The following is a 19057-nucleotide window of genomic DNA, read 5'->3' on the forward strand; positions in this document are numbered from 1 at the left end:
AGTCTTGTCCATGTCTTTTTATAGTGCTCAAGAGCAGCAGTCGATGGCGCTGCGAGAATCAACATTATTGTCTGGATTAAATGATTTTTTAAGCTTTGCTAAGGATTCATCAGTTTACTATCAACAACTGTTTGCTGATATTGATGTTAGCCAAATAGATAGCAGAGAGAGTTTGGCCACGCTGCCAATTACCCGTAAATCAGACTTAATCAAGCTACAAGCGGCAGCTATGCCATTTGCAGGTATGGTGCCTAATATGGCGAGTATTGGCAGAGTGTTTCAATCACCTGGGCCTATCTATGAACCTGAGGCCGATGAGCATGATTGGTGGCGCATGGGGCAAGCGTTCTTTGCTGCTGGTTTTAGAGAGGGGGATATTGTACAGAACTGCTTGTCTTATCATCTAACACCGGGTGGCTTCATTATGGACTCGGGGGCGAGAGCGTGTGGCTGTAGTGTGATCCCGGCAGGACCGGGCCAAACAGAGTTACAGCTAGAGATGGCTGAAAACCTTAAGCCTAATGGTTATTGCGGTACACCGTCGTTTTTAAAAATCCTGCTGGATAAAGCCAAAAGTCAGCAACAAAAATTGCCATTCACAAAAGCGTTAGTGACCGGAGAGGCGTTAACCCCCGCATTAAAAGCCGCTTTTATTGACGCCGATATAGAAGTTAAACAGGCTTATGCCACCGCTGATATAGGATTGATTGCATTTGAAAGTGTTGATGATGGGCTTATCGTTGCTGAAGATATTATTTTAGAGTTGGTGAGACCCGGTACGCTAATGCCAGTAGAGTCCGGCGAGGTGGGTGAAGTTGTTATCACTAGCTTTAATCCTAGTTATCCATTGATTCGATTTGCCACAGGGGATCTATCTGCTGAGCTTGCAGGTTCAAGCGCATGCGGTCGCAGTAACATACGCATTAAAGGCTGGCTTGGCCGAGCAGATCAAACCACTAAAGTAAAAGGTTTGTTCGTGCACCCTGAGCAAGTTGAACAGATAAGAGTGCAACATAATATAATCCAGCGTTTACGAATGGTTGTTAGTCGAGATAATGATAACGATAAAATGTGTTTGTTGTGTGAGGTGGCGGAGACAGCGTTAAATAGTGTCGATGTCAGCGCCATTGTGCAAACCATACGTGCCGTGACACAGTTATCTGCTGAGGTGTGTATCGAGCCTGTAGGTAGTTTGCCTAATGATGGCATCGTGATTGAAGATCGGCGCTAGAGCGGTGGAGGAAAACAAAAACGCCGATGGTTTACCATCGGCGTTTATCTATTTTTGCATCTTAGCGTTTAACGACAAGAGCGGCTCATTGTTGGATTAAGCTTGTTGTGCCTTTAAGAACTCAACAATTTGATCGAATGGAACATCTTGCTTCTCACCAGTGCGACGATTCTTATATTCGAATACGCCGTTATCAATATTACGGTCACCGATGACCACAACATTGGGTAAGCCTACCAGCTCCATATCAGCAAACATCACACCGGCGCGCTCTTTACGGTCATCAAACAAGACTTCCATACCTGCATCCGTTAGATCTTGATATAGCTGTTCAGCCATATCTTTAACGCGGTGAGACTTATGCATGTTCATTGGTAAGATACCAACTTGGAACGGAGCAATGGTTGCAGGCCAAATAATTCCGCGGTCATCATGGTTTTGCTCAATTGCAGCAGCAACCATGCGGCTAACACCCACGCCGTAGCAACCCATAAGCAGTGTCTTAGACTTACCATTTTGGTCAAGTACGTTCGCGTGCATCGCTTCTGAGTAGTTGCTACCCAGCTGGAAGATGTGACCGACTTCGATACCGCGAAGCAGTGCGATAGTGCCTTTACCACAAGGGCTGGCCTCACCCTCGATGATATTACGTAAATCAAATGCTGGTGCACTCGGTAAGTCGCGTTCCCAGTTGATGCCAAAGTAGTGCTTATCGTCTTGGTTTGCACCTGCGCCAAAGTCACTCATAACCGCTACGCCGTGATCAACGAAGACTGGAATGTTAAGACCAACAGGGCCAATTGAACCCGGTCCGGCACCAATGGCTTTACGAATGTCTGCTTCATCTGCAAATTCAAAAGGAGCCAGAACAGCTTCAATTTTTTCTGCTTTTACTTCGTTAAGATCATGGTCACCACGAATAACAAGAGCAACCAAAGGCGCTTCTTCAGTCGCGCCTTTAACGATTAAGGTCTTAACGGTTTTTTCAATCACGATATCGTGATGCTCAACAAGCTCTGCAATGGTTTTCGCTTTAGGCGTGTCGACTAAAGTCATCTCTACGGTAGCTGCTTGACGTGCTGCAGTCGGCATTGGCGCTTCACATTTTTCAATGTTAGCGGCGTAGTCACTTTCGGTAGAGTAAGCGATTAAGTCTTCACCGCTGTTAGCCAATACGTGGAACTCGTGTGACAAACTGCCACCAATAGAGCCGGTATCTGCCATTACAGGGCGGAATGATAAACCCAAACGAGTAAGGATGTTGTTATAAGCCTGGAACATAGCCTCATAGGTTTCATCCATGCACTCTTGCTCTAGGTGGAAAGAGTAAGCATCTTTCATCAAAAATTCGCGTGAGCGCATCACGCCAAAACGTGGACGAACTTCATCACGGAATTTAGTTTGAATTTGGTATAGGTTCAGTGGCAACTGTTTGTAAGAGTTAACCTCTTTACGCACGATGTCAGTGATCACTTCTTCGTGAGTAGGGCCTAAAACGAAATCACGGTTGTGACGGTCTTGGAAGCGCAGCAGTTCAGGACCAAACTTTTCAAAACGACCTGTCTCAACCCAAAGATCGGCAGGCTGCACCATTGGCATAAGGATCTCTACAGAACCTGCTTTGTTCATCTCTTCACGAACAATCGCTTCAATTTTACGCAGTACACGTAAACCTGTCGGCAACCAGCTGTATAAACCAGATGCATTACGACGGATCATGCCCGCACGTAACATTAACTGATGACTAATGACTTCTGCATTAGCAGGTGTTTCTTTTTGAGTAGATAGCAGGTACTTGCTTACGCGCATTACCGAATGTCCAAATTTGAGTTGAATGGGCGCCATTTTATCACTTGTAGAAGTGATGTCACCTAAGGATTTCGACAATAATCAAAATTGTTGCTTTTAGTTGGAATTATATATACCCGTTCTACTTGAAAATGCTCGTTTCAGAGGCATTGTGCCTGTTCAATTCTAGGCGCATTAATGTAGAAATGGTTATTCCCTTTTAAGTTAGTGCAACAACGAAGTGGGCTGGCACAATGCCTTCTGCGATGGGCGTTTCTTATATAAAAAGCATGGGCTTTACTCGGTGTTATTGATTTTACTAAGGGAGCGACCATTAATGGCAATCAATGCAAGCGCCAGGGATGGTGCGAATGTCTGTTTAGCAGGAGCAATAACTGACCTTGATTAAAGCCCATTAAATTCCCACTGAATCCTGCAACTTCAGGTAGCACGGGTATAGACCTGCTTGCAGGTGAACAGGGGGATAATCGCTATGAATATCTGCTTTAAATTAGCTGGTGAATTTGTCTAGAGTGCCTCGTGCAGATGCCTTAGCAATTATATCGAAACCAGAATGCCCTTACGAGCATTGCCAATATGTCGATTCTAGCTATTGGGTTTTATACCAAGGATGTAGATTAACGTGTTTATCAGTACTATTTGTCAATTTAAAAGGTTGTTAATTAACGCTATTTAATTTAACTTTGACGCAATATCGAAACGGAGTATTGGCTAAGCCATATTCAGATATTTAGACTGGAAGATACACTCAAAATTGAGCATAGAAATTGAAACTAACAAGGAGAGTCCAAGGTAATGGATTATTTTATCGGAGCTTTAAAGAAATACGCTGATTTTTCAGGACGTGCAAGACGAACTGAGTATTGGATGTTTATGTTGTTTTACACTATTTTCTATTTGGCTTTAGCGCTAGTGGGGTCATTGCTTGGCACTGAATTGTTTTCGCTTCTCTTTTCATTAGCATTGCTTGTACCATCATTAAGTATTGGTGCTAGAAGATTGCATGATACTGGCCGTAGTGGCTGGTGGCAGTTGCTGTTTATCATCCCTATTATTGGCTTTATCGTACTGATCGTCTTTTTTGTACAAGACAGCCATGATGAAAATAGCTACGGCAGCAGCCCCAAAGCCGTTGCTGCAAGTTAAGTTAAGCGTATATTGATATTTTTAAGGCCGAATTCAGTGATGACTCGGCCTTTTTCTTGCGTATAGTTGTTATAGATAATACTGCTCGTACTGAAAGTACAGCATCGTTTATTGATAAAGTGGTACTGCCCGCTAATTCGACAGCGAGTGACCACAAGCGTGCAAATAATCAAGAAAGATCCCGTTCTGCCAGACGATGCTGCTGAACATCACTTCTTCAAGTAGAGCAGGTATATGTAGTGTTTGTCGGACAAGGTGCGATGAAGTGAAATGGCAAAGACATCTCAATAAAGAAAGGCGGCATGATTTTAAATCAACCTTTTGGTGAGCTCGGATAAGTCAATAATTCAGATAACGTGATTGATATATTGGTCATTCAAGTTTCTATTTAGCATCTTCTCATTAATAGAGAGATGCATAGCGAATGATATTTATAATAACTGAGCGATCAAAGTTGGTGCTAACCCGCTCACATTTGCTTATAACTATCAAAATTTAACCCTGTAGACTGGAGGATAGATGATTAGAAAAGCGACCAAGGCAGATGTTTACAGGGTGTGGCAAATAAGGACTCAGGCGATATTGATAAGTTGCTCCAGCCATTATAGTCAGGAAACAGTATCTAGCTGGTCAAGTGCGCCAATGCCTGACGGGTTTGCCGACGTACTAGTGCATCATGAGGCACTGGTCTTTGAGGTTCAAAATCAGCTTCTGGCTTTTGGCTTTGTCGATATTCAGCAGCGTCGTCTTGAGGCACTTTTTGTTACCCCAGATTGCGCAGGTAAAGGTTATGGAAAGCTGATTGCGAGTGAATTGCTGTTGGTAGCCAAGCGCGCAGGCGTTAAGCAGTTAACGCTCTCTTCCTCTTTAAATGCCGTTAAATTTTATCAAGGCCTAGGTTTTGTCGCTAAAGAAGAAACCTTATGGGTGCACCCTTTAGGCTTTGAGATGGCATCAGTCGTAATGGCGAAGCAACTGTTCTAACACAGATAAACAGGATGATTTTATTTATAAAGTCCTATGTTTTATCTCGTCTATCACCAATCACCTTTGCAGGGTTTCCTGCGACAATGGCGTAATCTGCAACATCTTTAGTGACTACAGCCCCCATTCCGACAACGGCATGGGAGCCGATTGTTACGCCATCAACAATACCAGCTTGTGCCCCTATCCAAACATCTTCACCAATAACAACGCCTTTTGAGTTGGAAGATTGTTGATAGATTGGCGTTTCTGGTGCCATGCCATGATTAAAAGCGTAGATGGTAACGTTGTTGGCAATGCGAGTTTGATTGCCAATGGTAATGCCATGACGGCCACCATCGATTGAGCAACCATGATTTATTGCAACCTCATCGCCTAAAGTGAGCGGCCCATGTATAAAACTATCGGCGGCAATCATGCATTGTCTACCGACTTTGATCTCGCGACCACGCTCTGCAAACAGATTAGCCTCTGGCGCAACAAAGCTGTTTTCGGCGATAGAGATGGTTTCGACACTGCAAAAGTGTGCTTGCACTTTATCTTGCCAAGGTTTAGCCCAGATTAGGTGCTTCTCTTTAAGGGAAAAGTATAGCCATGGCATGTACGACAGGCGCTTTTTATGTTGAGTTTGGTAGTCAGGCTTGTCTGCTTCAGTCATCCGCTTTCTCCAACTTGGCGGAGGTGCCAACTTGTGAAGGCCTTAACTCAAGCACTTCGATACCGTGGGGTAACATTTTCCATAGGATATCTAAGTCATACAGAGCGACTTGATAAAGCTTAGGATCGGCTTTCGCCTTCTTGTAAGCGGGACGAGGATCTTGCCCTAATACACCTTCTATAAGTTCGGCCAGTCGTGGATAATCAGGATTTTTTTGATACTGTTCCAATTGCTGTTGAGCAGGCTGGCTAAAATTGACCTTTGCCAGCACTGGCGCTTCTTGGGCAATACCACCTGCCGCCTCTTCAATCGAGTCGGAAAAGGGGATATAAGGCTTAATATCTACGATTGGAGTGCCATCAAGCAGGTCCATGCCGGAGATTTCCAAGCGGACTTTACCGTTATCGCTGTGTACGCCATGGAGTTTCACCACTGATTGACCAATACCGTTGGGCCTAAAAGTTGAGCGTGTCGCAAATACTCCAAGCTTCTCATTACCACCTAAACGGGGAGGGCGAACCGTGGTTTTCCAGCCTTGAGCTAAATTTTCATGGAAACAAAAAAGTAACCATAAGTGGGAGTATTGCTCTAAGCCTCTTACTGCATCAATTTGATTGAAAGGCGGAGCAAGCTCAACAAAACCACGTGCAGCACTCACAAGACCTGGTTGGCGTGGGATACCGAACTTTTGTTTATAGGGCGTGCGGCAATATGCTACTGCTTGGATCTGATTGGTAAAAGACATAGTCAGTTATTTAGCGATTAGGCTATTCCTGCGCTGTAGTAGTTACAATGGCTTGGCCAACACAAAGCGCGCGAGTTACGCAGTTTGGAGTCGACTCTTCGATCAGTAGGCAGTTTTTAATGACCAGCCCGTTTGCTTGCTTATCCGCTGCAGCGCGGCGAGCTAGTGTGCGCGCTTCTACAATAGAAGCAGGTGCATCGCTTTCACCGACTTGACAAGTCTCGCCTTCAACTAAACCTTTTATTTCATAAGGTCCTTTAGGTTGAATATTTCCTTCATAGAGGGTGACATCGCCAACTTTAAAGTAATCGTTAATTGCTTCGCCATCGAGGTTACTGTTAAAGGCATATTCACCCGCACATGCGCTGAGTAAAATGACGAGAGTTGCTGGCAGTAGGTATTTCATAATGAATGCCTGTTATATGAGTTATTAGGTTAGTAAAAGGGGTTAACTTTCACTACAGAGGCGTACAAAAAAGTGCTCATAAAGAGCACTTTTTATTAAACGGTCTTGTTAGCGCTATAAGTTTGAAATTCTAGCGCTTTAGATACTTTTGATAAAGCTGTTGATGACGATTATTTAGATCAATTTTACGACCATCAATATAAACCGCCTCAATGCCCGCCTGCATCGGGTCTAAAATATCACCCGTTGCAATAATCATGTTGGCTTTAAAGCCAGGCGCAATCGCGCCCATGTCGTCAATATCAAGTACTCTAGCGGCATCAAGGGTGATGCTTTGAAGTGCTTGTGACTTAGTTAATCCATAAGCCACTGTTTGCCCCGCTGCAAAAGGCAAGTTACGGCTATTCCAGTCGGACGAAAAACCGAGTGCGAAAGGCACGTTGGCTTGTTTAAGCAGTGCTGGAATTTTGAAGGCCAGATCAATTGGTTCATCTTTACGCTTCGGTAAGCTCAATGTTTGGGTATAGACAACTTTAGCATTCACTTCGCTCAAAGCATCGGCTAAGCGCCAAGCATCATAGCCACCAACAATAACAATTTTAAAGCCATACATTTTACTCAGTGCAATCGCTTCCTCTATCTGCTTTTGTGATTGTGCATGAATAAACAACTGCGCATCACCGTCAAATAGTGGGGTTAGAGACTGCCAACGTAGGTCTGTTTTATTTACTTTACCGGCTTTAAGTGCCAGTTGATAACGATGAGCGTCAGTAAAAGCGTCATGAACCTTGTTTACTCGCTTGCCAAGATCATCAAGTTGCTCTTGACGTTTGTCAGCATCAGAAGAGATCCAACGGATATAAGGCCAATAGAGGTGAAACTGTTTGTTTGACTCAACTAATGCATCTTCAATGGTCCAACTGTCCATCGACACGAGTGCTGATTGACCTGCTAGGCCATCACCTTGCGGAACGACCTGAGCATGAGTAATACCATTAACACGTACGGTGGGAATGATTTCAGAATCTGGGTTAAAGGCGGAAATGGCCTCAAGCTGTGGATTAATAAAGCCCACTTCGTAGGCATCATTACTTGGGCGCATCATCTCTACTTCAACAAGCCCCATTGTGGTATCAAGTGCAATAAGACCTGGATAGATATGTTTATTGCTGGCATCGAACACGACTGCGCTGGCGGCCATGAGCGTTGTTTCTGATTGAGTTGCTGGCTTATCTGCTTGCTCGCCAAGATCCGCTGCTGGTTCCGCGACTGCTAGGTTCTGTCCAACAGCCACAATTTTGCCATCTGCTATCAGTACGTCGGTATTGTCCAGTTGACCTTGAGTCACTGTGTGCACAGTGGCATTGGTAAATAGTATTGCTGAAGTTTGCGCCGGTGCTGGCAGCATGTCGTGGGCATAAAGCGCACCGCTAAACAAGCATGAAGTAATAACGCTAGCGAGTGAGCCTGCTATTTTGATTGATTGAGTGAGCTTCATTACAGTGCTCCTTGAGCTGTTTGTTGCCATGCATTAAAGTGAGTGTCGCAGTGCCATTCGGGTTCATTTAACTCGATACTGGTTTCACCTTGTTTGTGGGCATCATCACTAAGTAACACTTTTTGGATCAACGCGGCACGCTCTTTTTCGACTTCGAGTTGAGCCAATTTATCTTGCTCGCGGTTAAAGTATCGACGTCCTTGAATCCAAGTGGAGTCCACTTTGGCGTAAACCGACAGTGGTGAGTCAGTCCAAAGCACGATATCAGCTTGTTTTCCCTCAACCAGTGAGCCCACTTTTTCCTCGATGCCTAGCTGTATTGCAGGATTAATAGTGATCATCTTCCAAGCATCTTCTGCATTCATACCGCAATACATCATCGATTTTGCTGCTTCCTGATTGAGTCTGCGCTGCATTTCGTAATCGTCAGAGTTGATGCTGGTGAGTACGCCTTTGTTTTGCATTAGGCAGGTGTTTTGCGGGATAGCATCATAAACTTCAAATTTGTAAGCCCACCAGTCAGAGAAGGTAGATGCATAGGCACCATGTTTGGCCATTTCATCAGCCACTTTATAACCTTCAAGAATATGGGTGAAAGTGCCTACTTTAAAGTTGTAAGCTTCCGCCAATCTAAGAAACATTAAGATTTCAGATTGCACGTAAGAGTGAATATGTACACTACGTGTTTGCTCTAAGACCTCGGCAACAGCTTCTAAGCGGTAGTTGTATTGCGGGGCAACAGTACGCCTTCGTTCGCTGGAGCGCATTTTTTTATAATCACGCTGTGCTTTCCTGTACGCTAAGGCTTCGTTAAATGCCTCGCTGAACAGAGATTTAACACCTATACGACTCTGAGGGAATCGACTGTCAAAGTTGTCTCCCCAGTTACTTTGTTTAACATTTTCACCGAGTGCGAATTTAATACTTGCAGGAGCGCCTTTAAATTTTAACTGCTCGGCGTTATCTCCCCATTTTAGTTGAATGATTTGCGCCTGACCGCCAATAGGGTTGGCACTGCCGTGTAGAATCTGTGCGGTAGTGACACCGCCGGCAAGGCCGCGGTAGATGGCGATATCATCAGGGTTAATCACATCACCTATTCTTACTTCTGAAGTGACGGCATCGGTCGCTTCGTTTGTACCACCATTTAGTGCAATATGTGAGTGCTCATCAATAATACCTGCAGTGAGGTGCATGCCTGAGGCATCGATGACTTTATATCCTGACGGGGTACTTAATTGGCTTCCTATCTCCTCTATTTTTCCGCGAGAGATAATCAAGTCTGTGTTGTTCAATACACCGTTTTCAGCAGACGTCCAGATAGTGGCGTTTTTGATATGCAGTTTGTCTTGAGCGGGTTGTTTTAACAAACCATAGGCAACATTGGGTGAAGTTTGCTTAGCAATTTTCGGTAACTCTGCGCTCTTGGCATTGAGTGAGTCGTTATCATCTAATGCTATTTGTTCAAGCTTTGTGCCGCCAAAAGGTACAATTTGATTATTGCTATCGAGCAGGCGACCACGAATGCCATTGTCATCAAACCACAATGTGAAACGGCTAATCCCAGCAATACCAGCGTCGGCTAAATCAGCACTAAAGGTCATTCGACCTTGGTGGAAGTTAACGTTGGCTAGGCTGATCTCTTGTTCGCCACTGGACAAGGTACCCGCTAAACTCGGCTCTTGTTCAATGTTAAGGTCAAAAGTTAACTCATTAATTTGTAGTTGGTACGGCTGCGCGAGTAGGGCTAGATCGCGGCTGATAAGCTGACGCTCTTCACCTTGTAACCAGATGCTGGTGATTTTGCCATCTTCAAATACATTACCGTTACTAATGACTAAATCGGCCATAAAGCCAGGCTTCAGTTGACCAGCCATATTACTGATCCCTGCTATTTCTGCAGCCTCAGTGGTCAACGCAGCAAGGGCGGTTTCCTGATCGAGTCCTCGCTCAATAGCTTGCTTGAGTCTAGGCCAAAATTTGTCTTCATCAATACCGTATTGCGTTAGCGCAAAAGGCACGTCAGCTTTGGCCACCATGGCGGCATTACTCGGGGCTGTTTCCCAATGTCTTAAAGATGCCAAACTGACATCTCGTTCACTATCGCTATCGATAATGGTTGGTGCAGCAGGGTAATTTAAAGGCAATACTAAACTATAGGGGTAAGATTTTAGTTCATCAATTCTAGCGTACTCATGGCCATTACCAACTAAGCTACCTTTTAGCTTTTGCTTATTTAATAATCTAGCAGCTCTTAATTGATTATTTAAGTTCTTTGTTTGAAATATGAAGCGTTGTTCTTTCAAGTTTGAAAGACGCTCCAATGCAATATTGAATTCAACACTATTAGGTGAACTAGTACTTTTGTCTATATTACTGTTATACCAAAGTGCATCGGAGAACGTTTGTCGAATGAGCGCCATGCTACCCATTAATGATTGTGGGTAGTCTTGAATAGATGAGCCTTTATCAAATGCCATAAATTGATTGGCTTTTGCTTTGTATATTATATCGTTTGCTTTTTTATCTGCCAGAGATAAGCTGACTCCTCGGCCTCTAAATATGCCATCTAAATAGCTAGACTGCACACTGGTAAAGCCATTGTTAATCCATTTGTTAGCTTGTTCTTTGTCGGGGTATACATAATTAAACCATTCTTTCTCTGAATGGATAGCACCATTTTCGGCGTTACCACCAATTCGTTTTATTTCATAAACCGGACCATCGCTATCTTCACTCTGGGATTCATATTCGATTGCATATTCAGTGAATGGATCAATAAAACCTGGGTAAATAATATGACCTGACAGGTTTATTTCTAAGGCTCCTGCTGGGATATCATTATCTTTTATAATTGACTTTATTCGATTATTTTCAATTAATAAAGTGGCATTAGTCAGTACTTCTCCAGGTTCTAACATCAGAGTTGCATGACTTAAGGCTGTGATTTTTGGCGTATTATCTGTCAGCTGCTCATTGGCTATTACACTATGGCTGCTCAACACACTAAGTAGGGCGACAAGGGCTTTTATTTTATGTTTATGCATTATCGTACTTATTGTTTGTTATAGGAAGTGGTGGAGATGTGAGCATATCTTAACTTAATGCCAATTACTAAGTAGTATTTGTAACCTTGAATGTATATGTAGCGATAATTAACAAAAAACCCAGCAAAAGCTGGGTTTTTAAAGGCGGTATGAGAAAACTTAGATAAGGAAGTCTTCCATAGTACGGCCATTTTCTAATTCATTTTTAAATACGGTTGGCATGCGGCCTTGACCAGTCCATTGCACCATTTCGCCATTAACTTCGATTTGGTATTTAGCAGGACGTGGAGCACGCTTCTTCGGAGCAGGTTTAACACCAGCGCCGCCAATATCATCAACTGATAAACCAATGGCTTCCATTTGTTTACGAATTTCTTCAATTTTAGCATTACGCTCTGCCATTGCTTCGCTTTCAGCTTCTGCTTGAGATGCTTTTTCTTCGATGATTTTTTCTAGCTTTACTGAAACTTCTTTCAAGTCTTCAAGAGATAACTCTTTTACAGCAGCTTTAAAACGGCGACCGTGGGTCAAAATATCTAAAAATTCGCTCATAATGATTAAGTCCGATTAAAAAAGTTGATATGGATTTATATATTCTGGCTAAATAATAGAAACTATTTCAATAAGGATCAAATATTATTTTAGTTTTATTAATAATTAAAAAGGATTAATTATAATTTAACTGGAAAAGGCTTGTTATATTGATGAAAAAGTATAGATATAAGGTAAATACTCTGTTGATGAACAGATAAATATGAACAGGTGTTCGACTCTAGGTTGACGTTAACGTCAACAGCACGTAAAGTGACTCTAAATTCTGTAATAGCGACTGTGCTATATAAGTGGCTATTCACACAATCCCGTTCATTAAGAGACGTAAGAAGGAAGCCCTATGAAAGTATTGGTGCCAGTAAAACGTGTCGTCGATGCCAATGTTAAGGTCAGGGTTAATGCTGACAATACTTGTGTCGATACCGCAAACCTTAAAATGGCGATTAACCCGTTTTGTGAGATTGCAGTAGAAGAAGCTGTTCGTTTGAAAGAAGCGGGTAACGCTTCAGAAGTGGTTGTACTCAGTATTGGCCCTAAAGCGTCACAAGAGCAGTTGAGAACGGCGCTTGCACTAGGGGCTGACCGAGCTATTCATATTGAAACCGATGAAGACCTAGTTCCGTTATCGGTGGCCAAACTTATCCATGCTGTACAGCAAAAAGAGCAGGCTGATTTAGTAATCTTAGGTAAACAGTCAATTGACAGTGATAACAACCAAACGGGTCAAATGTTAGCTGCCATTGGCAAAATGCCGCAGGCAACATTTGCCTCTGAGGTAAAGGTCGACGCTAACCAGCTCACCGTGACCCGCGAAGTTGACGGTGGTTTACAAACGTTAATGCTACCTCTACCTGCTGTTGTGACTGCTGACTTACGTCTAAACGAACCTCGTTATGCGAAGTTGCCTAACATTATGAAAGCAAAGCGCAAACCACTTGAGTCGCTAACTCCTGCTGATTTTGATGTGACATTAAAAGCGCATCAAAATATCATTAAAGTTACTCCTCCTGCTCAGCGCAGTGCGGGTGTGATGGTTTCTTCTGTAGAAGAGTTGGTTGAAAAGTTAAAGAATGAAGCGAAGGTGATCTAATGGCAATTTTAGTATTAGCAGAACACGATAACGCCAGTCTTAAACTGGATACCGCTAAAGTGATTGCCTGTGGTCAAGCCATTGGTAGCGACATTGATGTGCTGGTTATTGGTCATAACTGTGGCGATGCAGTTAAAAGCGCACAACAGCTAAATGGTGTACGTAATGTTTTGGTTGCAGATGCGGCCGTTTATGCCAACGGTTTGGCTGAAAACATAGCAGATGTCATTACTGAAGTTGCAGCAGACTACGAGCATGTACTTGCCGCAGCATCAAGTCACGGTAAGGACATATTGCCACGGGTTGCAGCACTGCTTGACGTCAACCAACTATCAGAAGTGATAGAAGTGGTAAGTCCTGACACCTTCGTTCGCCCAGTTTATGCAGGTAATGCATTAGCAACGGTACAAAGCTTAGATGACAAGAAGGTGATGACAGTTCGCTCAAGTGCATTTGATGCAGTAGCAAGCGACGGTAATGCCGATCTAGTGACGCTTTCACAAGAAGTCGCCCCTCAGGTCGAATTTGTTTCTCAGAGCCTAACGGAATCTGAACGTCCGGAACTCGGCAGCGCTGGGGTGATTGTTTCTGGTGGTCGTGCTTTGGGTAATAGCGAGAACTTCGGTATGCTGGAGCAATTGGCAGATAAGCTGGGTGGTGCACTGGGCGCTTCACGCGCTGCAGTCGACGCGGGTTATGTGCCTAACGACCTGCAAGTAGGGCAAACCGGAAAAATCGTAGCGCCTGACTTGTATATTGCTGTGGGTATATCTGGTGCGATTCAGCATCTTGCCGGTATGAAAGATTCAAAAGTGATTGTCGCAATCAACAAAGATCCAGAAGCGCCGATTTTCCAAGTTGCAGACTATGGATTGGAAGCTGATCTGTTTGAAGCAGTACCTCAGCTTTTAGCACAGCTTTAATTTATTAACTAGCTTATTGATGGCAGTTAAAAAACAATCAGTTGTAACCTGGTGGTTGCTGCGCTGTTATCGGTAATGAGTTTGGGTTGGTAATATTTGAGAACTGTGTCACGATAAGCGGCTTTAGGGTAGCATCCCTAAAGCCGCTTATGTTTTTATGTCATTCACGTTAATTAGCTCTGTCTATTTAGCGTCCTTAGAAGTAGAGGTGCATTTAATATTAGTACCGACAAGTAGGGTGATGCCTGTGACTTGTTGAGAAAGGATTTAATGCCGAAGTGACATAGCATATCGGGGCTTGTTGCTGGGGCTGTTACCAAATAGGAACAGCACTGCCATAGTATTTCTTATCTGGAAGATAGGAAGATTTATATCGATGTCAGACATCGATATTACTGTGGAGCGCTACTGATAGGACAGGTGTAATCAGCTTTCAATGCTAACTCCCACCAGTTCAGTCGGCCTCCATTCGTACTTAGCGAAGATAATAATTAAATGACAATTTTAAGCTATGCCGATTCGGCACTTTCGTTGCTGCCTCCGGTAGTTGCAATCGTACTGGCGATGTTAACGCGTCGTGTTTTACTTTCTCTTGGGGTAGGGATCCTGCTGGGTGCGCTATTGCTGACAGATTTTTCTGCAGTGAATACGGCGCAATACGTAGGTGAAAAAGTGATGGGGCTCGTGTGGGATGACGGTGCACTCAACAGCTGGAACCTATATATTCTTGGTTTCTTAGTGCTACTTGGAATGATCACTGCATTGATCACTGTGAGTGGCGCAGCCCGAGCGTTTGCTGACTGGGCCCGTAACCATATTCGTAATAAACGCGATGCCAAACTACTCACTATGTTCCTAGGCTGTGTAGTGTTTATTGATGATTACTTCAATAGTTTGGTTGTAGGGAGCGTCGCAAGACCACTTACCGATCGATACTATATTTCCCGCAGTAAATTAGCTTATTTGCTAGATTCAACTGCCGCGCCTATCTGTGTGATCTCGCCAGTATCAAGCTGGGGTGCTTATATTATTGCGTTGATCGGCGGTATTTTAACGGCTCATGGTTTTACTGACTCAGGACATCTAAGCACATTTGTACAGATGATCCCGATGAACTTCTACGCTATTTTCGCGCTGTTATTACTACTTTGTGTTGCGCTAATGGGACTAGATATTGGTCCTATGCGCCAGCATGAGCTTAATGCTCAAAAGGGTAATCTTTATGATGAAACTAAAGGGTTACCTCCTGGAGCAAATTCAGATCTACCTGAAGCTGACACCGGTAAGATCATCGGCTTGTTCTTGCCTATAACCGTATTAGTCTTTGCTACTTTTTACTTTATGGTGAGCAGTGGCGGTGATGCGCTCGCAGCTAAGAACGAAGCGTTCAGCTTAATCGGTGCGTTTGAGAATACTGATGTGGGTTCTTCACTGTTTTTTGGTGCCTTAATTGGTCTTGTTGTTACGCTCGCATTGGTGATCTACCAAGGCGTAGATAAGAAGATGATCGTTAAAGGTGTGGTTGAGGGCGCTAAATCTATGCTACCAGCCATCTACATCTTGTTGTTTGCTTGGACGATAGCGGGCGTGATTGGCCAACTTGAAACTGGTAAGTATATGGCGAGCTTAGCAACCGGTAATATTCCGTTTGCCATGCTGCCAGCAGTGCTATTTATACTAGCAGGTTTGACTGCTTTCTCTACCGGCACCAGCTGGGGGACATTCGGTATTATGTTGCCTATTGCAGCCGATATGGCGATGGGTAGCCACACCGGCATGATGTTACCAATGCTTGCGGCAGTGCTTGCTGGTGCGGTATTTGGTGACCATTGTTCACCGATATCTGACACCACAATCTTGTCGTCGACAGGTGCTAATTGTCATCATATCGATCATGTGATCACGCAGTTGCCTTATGCCCTTATTGTTGCAGGTATTAGTTTGGCAGGTTACATCGTACTTGGTTTCACTGAGTCGGTGACTGCAGGTTTATTAACGTGTAGTGCACTGTTTGTGATTAGTGTGATTATACTGCGGATTAAATCTTGTCAGCGAACCACTGCTTAGTCAGATAATTCGATAGACATAAAAATGCCGCTCTAATTAGAGCGGCATTTTTGTGGGGATAATACCAATCGGTATAATACCAATTGGTATAAGTAGTGGCTCGACTCAGAGTGTTTTTTGGCAAACTAATTCAAGGCGAATAATTGCCATAATGGTTGTTCCCTATTGCCTTTATCCAACACCGAATTAGGAAGCCAAAAACACTCCTTACAGGCGAGCTTTAACGGCTCTGATGCTGGGTTAATGAGCTTGAACGTAGAATAACTATGTACTTCACTCACTGCCTTGCCTCAAAACCGCTAAACTCTCGCTGAGCGACCATCTTTATGCCGATTGGTATAAGAACTAGTTCAAGCCGCGGCGCTTCAGTAGGGCGTCGGTTGTTGGCTCTTGACCTCTGAAGGCTTTATAGGCGTCCATAGGCGCAACGGTATTACCGACTTCACGAATGGTCTTTCTAAACTTCATGCCTATTTCTCTATTCAACCCACCTTGAGTTTGTACGTAGGCAAAAGCGTCAGCAGCTAAAATTTCACTCCACATGTAGGCATAGTAGCTGGCTGAGTATCCTCCAGGGAATGCGTGCGCAAAGTAGGTCGACTTATAACGCGGCGGTACCGCAGGTAAGTCTACTGCGTGTTTCTTCAGTGCTGCCGCTTCAAAGCTGGCCACATCTTGCAGTGGTTCACCGGCTTTAAGTGAGTGCCACTCAAGATCTAACAGCGCTGCTGACATATACTCTAAAGTATCAAAACCTTGGTTAAAGCTACGAGACTTAAGCAGTTTTTCTAACAGTTCTTGTGGGATCGCTTCACCAGTTTCATAGTGCTTGGCATAATTAGCAAGTACTTCAGGGTGGGCAGCCCAGTCCTCTTCAAAAGTAGAAGGGAATTCAACAAAGTCGCGTGAAACAGAAGTACCAGACAAGGTTGGGTACATTACTTTTGAGAACATACCATGAGTGCCATGACCCATTTCGTGGAACATGGTGGTCACTTCATCATAACTGACAAAGGTAGGCTCGCCTTCAGGTGCCTTCTTAATATTCATTACATTGACCACCACAGGCTTATTGTTAAGCAACTCTGATTGGGTCACAAAAGAGCTCATCCAAGCTCCACCACGTTTACCTTCACGAGAGAAGTAATCGGCATAGAAGATGGCTAAGCTAGTGCCATCTTCATCAAACATCTCGTAGGCTTTTACATCTGGGTGATATACAGGTAGATCTGGGCGTGGGGTTAAACTTACGCCATACAGTGCTTTAAGGGTGAAGAACACACCGTCTTCTAATACGCGGTCAAACTCAAAATATGGGCGAATAGCGCTTGCATCTAAGTCGTACTTATCTTTGCGAACCAGCTCGGCGTAGTAAGCCCAATCCCAAGGAGCGAGCTCAAAATCGCCGCCGGTTCTAGTTATCATCGCTTGAATGTCGGCGGCTTCTTTATTGGTATTTGCAACAACGGCTGGCACCATAGAGCCAAACATCTTGTAAACCGCTTCTGGCGTTTTTGCCATCTGTGGTGCTAGGCGATAATCGGCCCAGCTTTCAAAGCCTAAAAGTTCGGCACGTTCTGCACGAAGCTGCGCTAAACGCGCAACTAATGAAGCGGTTTCGTTTTCTCCACTGAGGCCACGATTAGCAGAGGCTTGCCATACTTGCTCACGCAGTATTCGGTTTTCGAGCTGTGCTAAAACAGGCTGACGAGTGGTGTTGGTGATGTTGAGTTGATATTTACCTTCATGGCCATTATCAGCAGCATCTTTCGCTGCCGCGCGAATAGCGCTGTCTGAAAGCCCGGCTAGCTGCTCTTTGGAGTCGACGACTACCGCAATCTCTTTCGATAGACGCATCAATCGCTGCGCAAATTCATTGGTAAGCGTAGATTGTTCTTCATTAAGGCTACGAATTTTGGTTTTTTGTGACTCTGTGAGTTTGGCTCCTGCACGCACAAAGCGTTGATAGTAAACATCGACAAGGCGGTCTTGTTCAGCCGTTAAGCCTAAGTCTGCTCGATTGTTATATAAGGTTTCTATGCGAGTAAACAGCGCAGGGTTGAGATTGATGTTGTCAGAGTGCGCTGCCATTTTCGGCGCCATTTCACCTTGGACTTGGCGTAAGGTTGGATTGCTGTTAGAGCCTGTAAGGTTATAGAAAACCTTAGAAGTACGATTCAGCAATTCACCGCTCTTTTCCAATGCCACAATTGTATTGTCGAAAGTTGGCGCAGCGCTATTGTTGGCGATGGCGATGACTTCTTTGTCGTGTTCAGCTATCCCTTGATTCAACGCTGGCGCGAAATGCTCATCTTTAATCAGCGTAAAGTCGGGCGCTTGATATTGCAGGGTGCTGGCTTGCATAAACGGATTCTGGGTTTGCACCATAGCGGCTTGATTAGATTCCTGATTTGTTGTTGAACATGCGCTCAGGGCAAATGTCGCAGTAATGGCTGCGGCGATTAATGTCTTATGCATTGTTTAGAACTTCCTTCATTATAGTTGTTATGTGTCTTAGCGTTAGAAACCTTTGCTAGAACTAGTACCTCGGCTTTTCAGCCACCTATATCCTTTTAGACTTAGGAAGATAGTGATTTGCACATTATCAATTGTTCGTTAATTGATTCTTAAAAGGTAGGGTTATAGAACCTTATTTGTTGCTTAGATTCGTGGTCTCTTTTTATGATTTGTAGCAAAATTGTAGAGCAGGGGGCAAGGTCAGACTTTGCGCTAAATCACGCAACCAAAAATAGCTGCTCAAATAGACTAAAACTTGCTAGTGATTCGGCATTTGCTAGGGGCTGTTGATCTTTCACGGTTGTTTTTGCCGCAGTTTATTGGCTATTTTGACAAGGCGGAGGCTATGCCGTTTAGTTATTCTCCACAAATAGTCTATAACAC

The 19057-nt window shown here is 44.0% G+C and carries 14 protein-coding genes and 1 riboswitch; of the genes, 6 read left to right on the forward strand and 8 right to left on the reverse strand.

Annotation, left to right across the window (positions count from 1 at the left end; all coding sequences use genetic code 11):
• The first annotated feature begins 10 nt into the window (after positions 1-10).
• Positions 11-1231: a phenylacetate--CoA ligase family protein gene (locus tag AB4135_RS13655; RefSeq protein WP_371993684.1), complete on the forward strand. Its 1221-nt coding sequence runs from the start codon at positions 11-13 to the stop codon at positions 1229-1231.
• A 96-nt stretch (positions 1232-1327) separates the two neighbouring features.
• On the opposite strand, the gene AB4135_RS13660 is transcribed toward AB4135_RS13655, so the two are convergent.
• Entirely contained in the window at positions 1328-3040 is a 1713-nt protein-coding gene (locus tag AB4135_RS13660; RefSeq protein WP_371993686.1) for a proline--tRNA ligase, read from the reverse strand.
• Between the two features lie 795 nt (positions 3041-3835).
• Here AB4135_RS13660 and AB4135_RS13665 point away from each other — a divergent pair.
• Positions 3836-4186, forward strand: a complete 351-nt coding sequence (locus tag AB4135_RS13665) for a DUF805 domain-containing protein (protein ID WP_371993688.1) — start codon at positions 3836-3838, stop codon at positions 4184-4186.
• Positions 4187-4705: 519 nt separating this feature from the next.
• Positions 4706-5170 (forward strand): GNAT family N-acetyltransferase, encoded by a 465-nt coding sequence (locus AB4135_RS13670; protein ID WP_371993690.1) that lies wholly within the window; start codon positions 4706-4708, stop codon positions 5168-5170.
• A 34-nt stretch (positions 5171-5204) separates the two neighbouring features.
• Here the strand turns inward: AB4135_RS13670 and AB4135_RS13675 are convergent, their stop codons facing one another.
• From AB4135_RS13675 to AB4135_RS13700, 6 genes are all read right to left on the reverse strand, one after another.
• Positions 5205-5828 carry a DapH/DapD/GlmU-related protein gene (locus AB4135_RS13675; RefSeq protein ID WP_371993692.1) on the reverse strand — a complete coding sequence of 208 codons (624 nt, stop codon included), beginning with the start codon at positions 5826-5828 and terminating at the stop codon, positions 5205-5207.
• On the reverse strand, positions 5821-6573 hold the full coding sequence (tsaA, locus tag AB4135_RS13680; protein ID WP_371993694.1) for a tRNA (N6-threonylcarbamoyladenosine(37)-N6)-methyltransferase TrmO: 753 nt from the start codon (positions 6571-6573) through the stop codon (positions 5821-5823). Before tsaA ends, AB4135_RS13675 begins: the two co-directional genes overlap by 8 nt.
• Before the next feature lie 22 nt (positions 6574-6595).
• Positions 6596-6979 carry an Rcs stress response system protein RcsF gene (rcsF, locus tag AB4135_RS13685; RefSeq protein ID WP_371993696.1) on the reverse strand — a complete coding sequence of 128 codons (384 nt, stop codon included), beginning with the start codon at positions 6977-6979 and terminating at the stop codon, positions 6596-6598.
• A 130-nt stretch (positions 6980-7109) separates the two neighbouring features.
• Complete coding sequence (locus tag AB4135_RS13690; protein ID WP_371993714.1) at positions 7110-8387, reverse strand: amidohydrolase family protein; 1278 nt, start codon at positions 8385-8387, stop codon at positions 7110-7112.
• Between the two features lie 89 nt (positions 8388-8476).
• On the reverse strand, positions 8477-11524 hold the full coding sequence (locus tag AB4135_RS13695; RefSeq protein ID WP_371993697.1) for an amidohydrolase family protein: 3048 nt from the start codon (positions 11522-11524) through the stop codon (positions 8477-8479).
• 159 nt (positions 11525-11683) lie between these two features.
• Complete coding sequence (locus AB4135_RS13700) at positions 11684-12076, reverse strand: H-NS family nucleoid-associated regulatory protein (RefSeq protein WP_371993699.1); 393 nt, start codon at positions 12074-12076, stop codon at positions 11684-11686.
• Positions 12077-12416: 340 nt separating this feature from the next.
• On the opposite strand from AB4135_RS13700, the gene AB4135_RS13705 reads away from it, so the two are divergent.
• From AB4135_RS13705 to AB4135_RS13715, 3 genes are all read left to right on the forward strand, one after another.
• Complete coding sequence (locus tag AB4135_RS13705; protein ID WP_371993700.1) at positions 12417-13166, forward strand: electron transfer flavoprotein subunit beta/FixA family protein; 750 nt, start codon at positions 12417-12419, stop codon at positions 13164-13166.
• The gene (locus AB4135_RS13710; protein WP_371993702.1) at positions 13166-14089 is read left to right on the forward strand and encodes an electron transfer flavoprotein subunit alpha/FixB family protein; all 924 of its coding nucleotides are present in this window, start codon (positions 13166-13168) and stop codon (positions 14087-14089) included. Before AB4135_RS13705 ends, AB4135_RS13710 begins: the two co-directional genes overlap by 1 nt.
• Before the next feature lie 195 nt (positions 14090-14284).
• Positions 14285-14505: riboswitch (Lysine riboswitch) on the forward strand.
• A gap of 79 nt (positions 14506-14584) precedes the next feature.
• On the forward strand, positions 14585-16156 hold the full coding sequence (locus AB4135_RS13715) for a Na+/H+ antiporter NhaC family protein (RefSeq protein WP_371993704.1): 1572 nt from the start codon (positions 14585-14587) through the stop codon (positions 16154-16156).
• Between the two features lie 345 nt (positions 16157-16501).
• On the opposite strand, the gene AB4135_RS13720 is transcribed toward AB4135_RS13715, so the two are convergent.
• Entirely contained in the window at positions 16502-18634 is a 2133-nt protein-coding gene (locus AB4135_RS13720; protein WP_371993706.1) for a M3 family metallopeptidase, read from the reverse strand.
• Positions 18635-19057 lie beyond the last annotated feature (423 nt).

Origin of the sequence: Shewanella sp. 10N.286.54.B9, assembly GCF_041468565.1 — a bacterium.
In the GTDB taxonomy this organism is placed as follows: Bacteria; Pseudomonadota; Gammaproteobacteria; order Enterobacterales; family Shewanellaceae; genus Shewanella.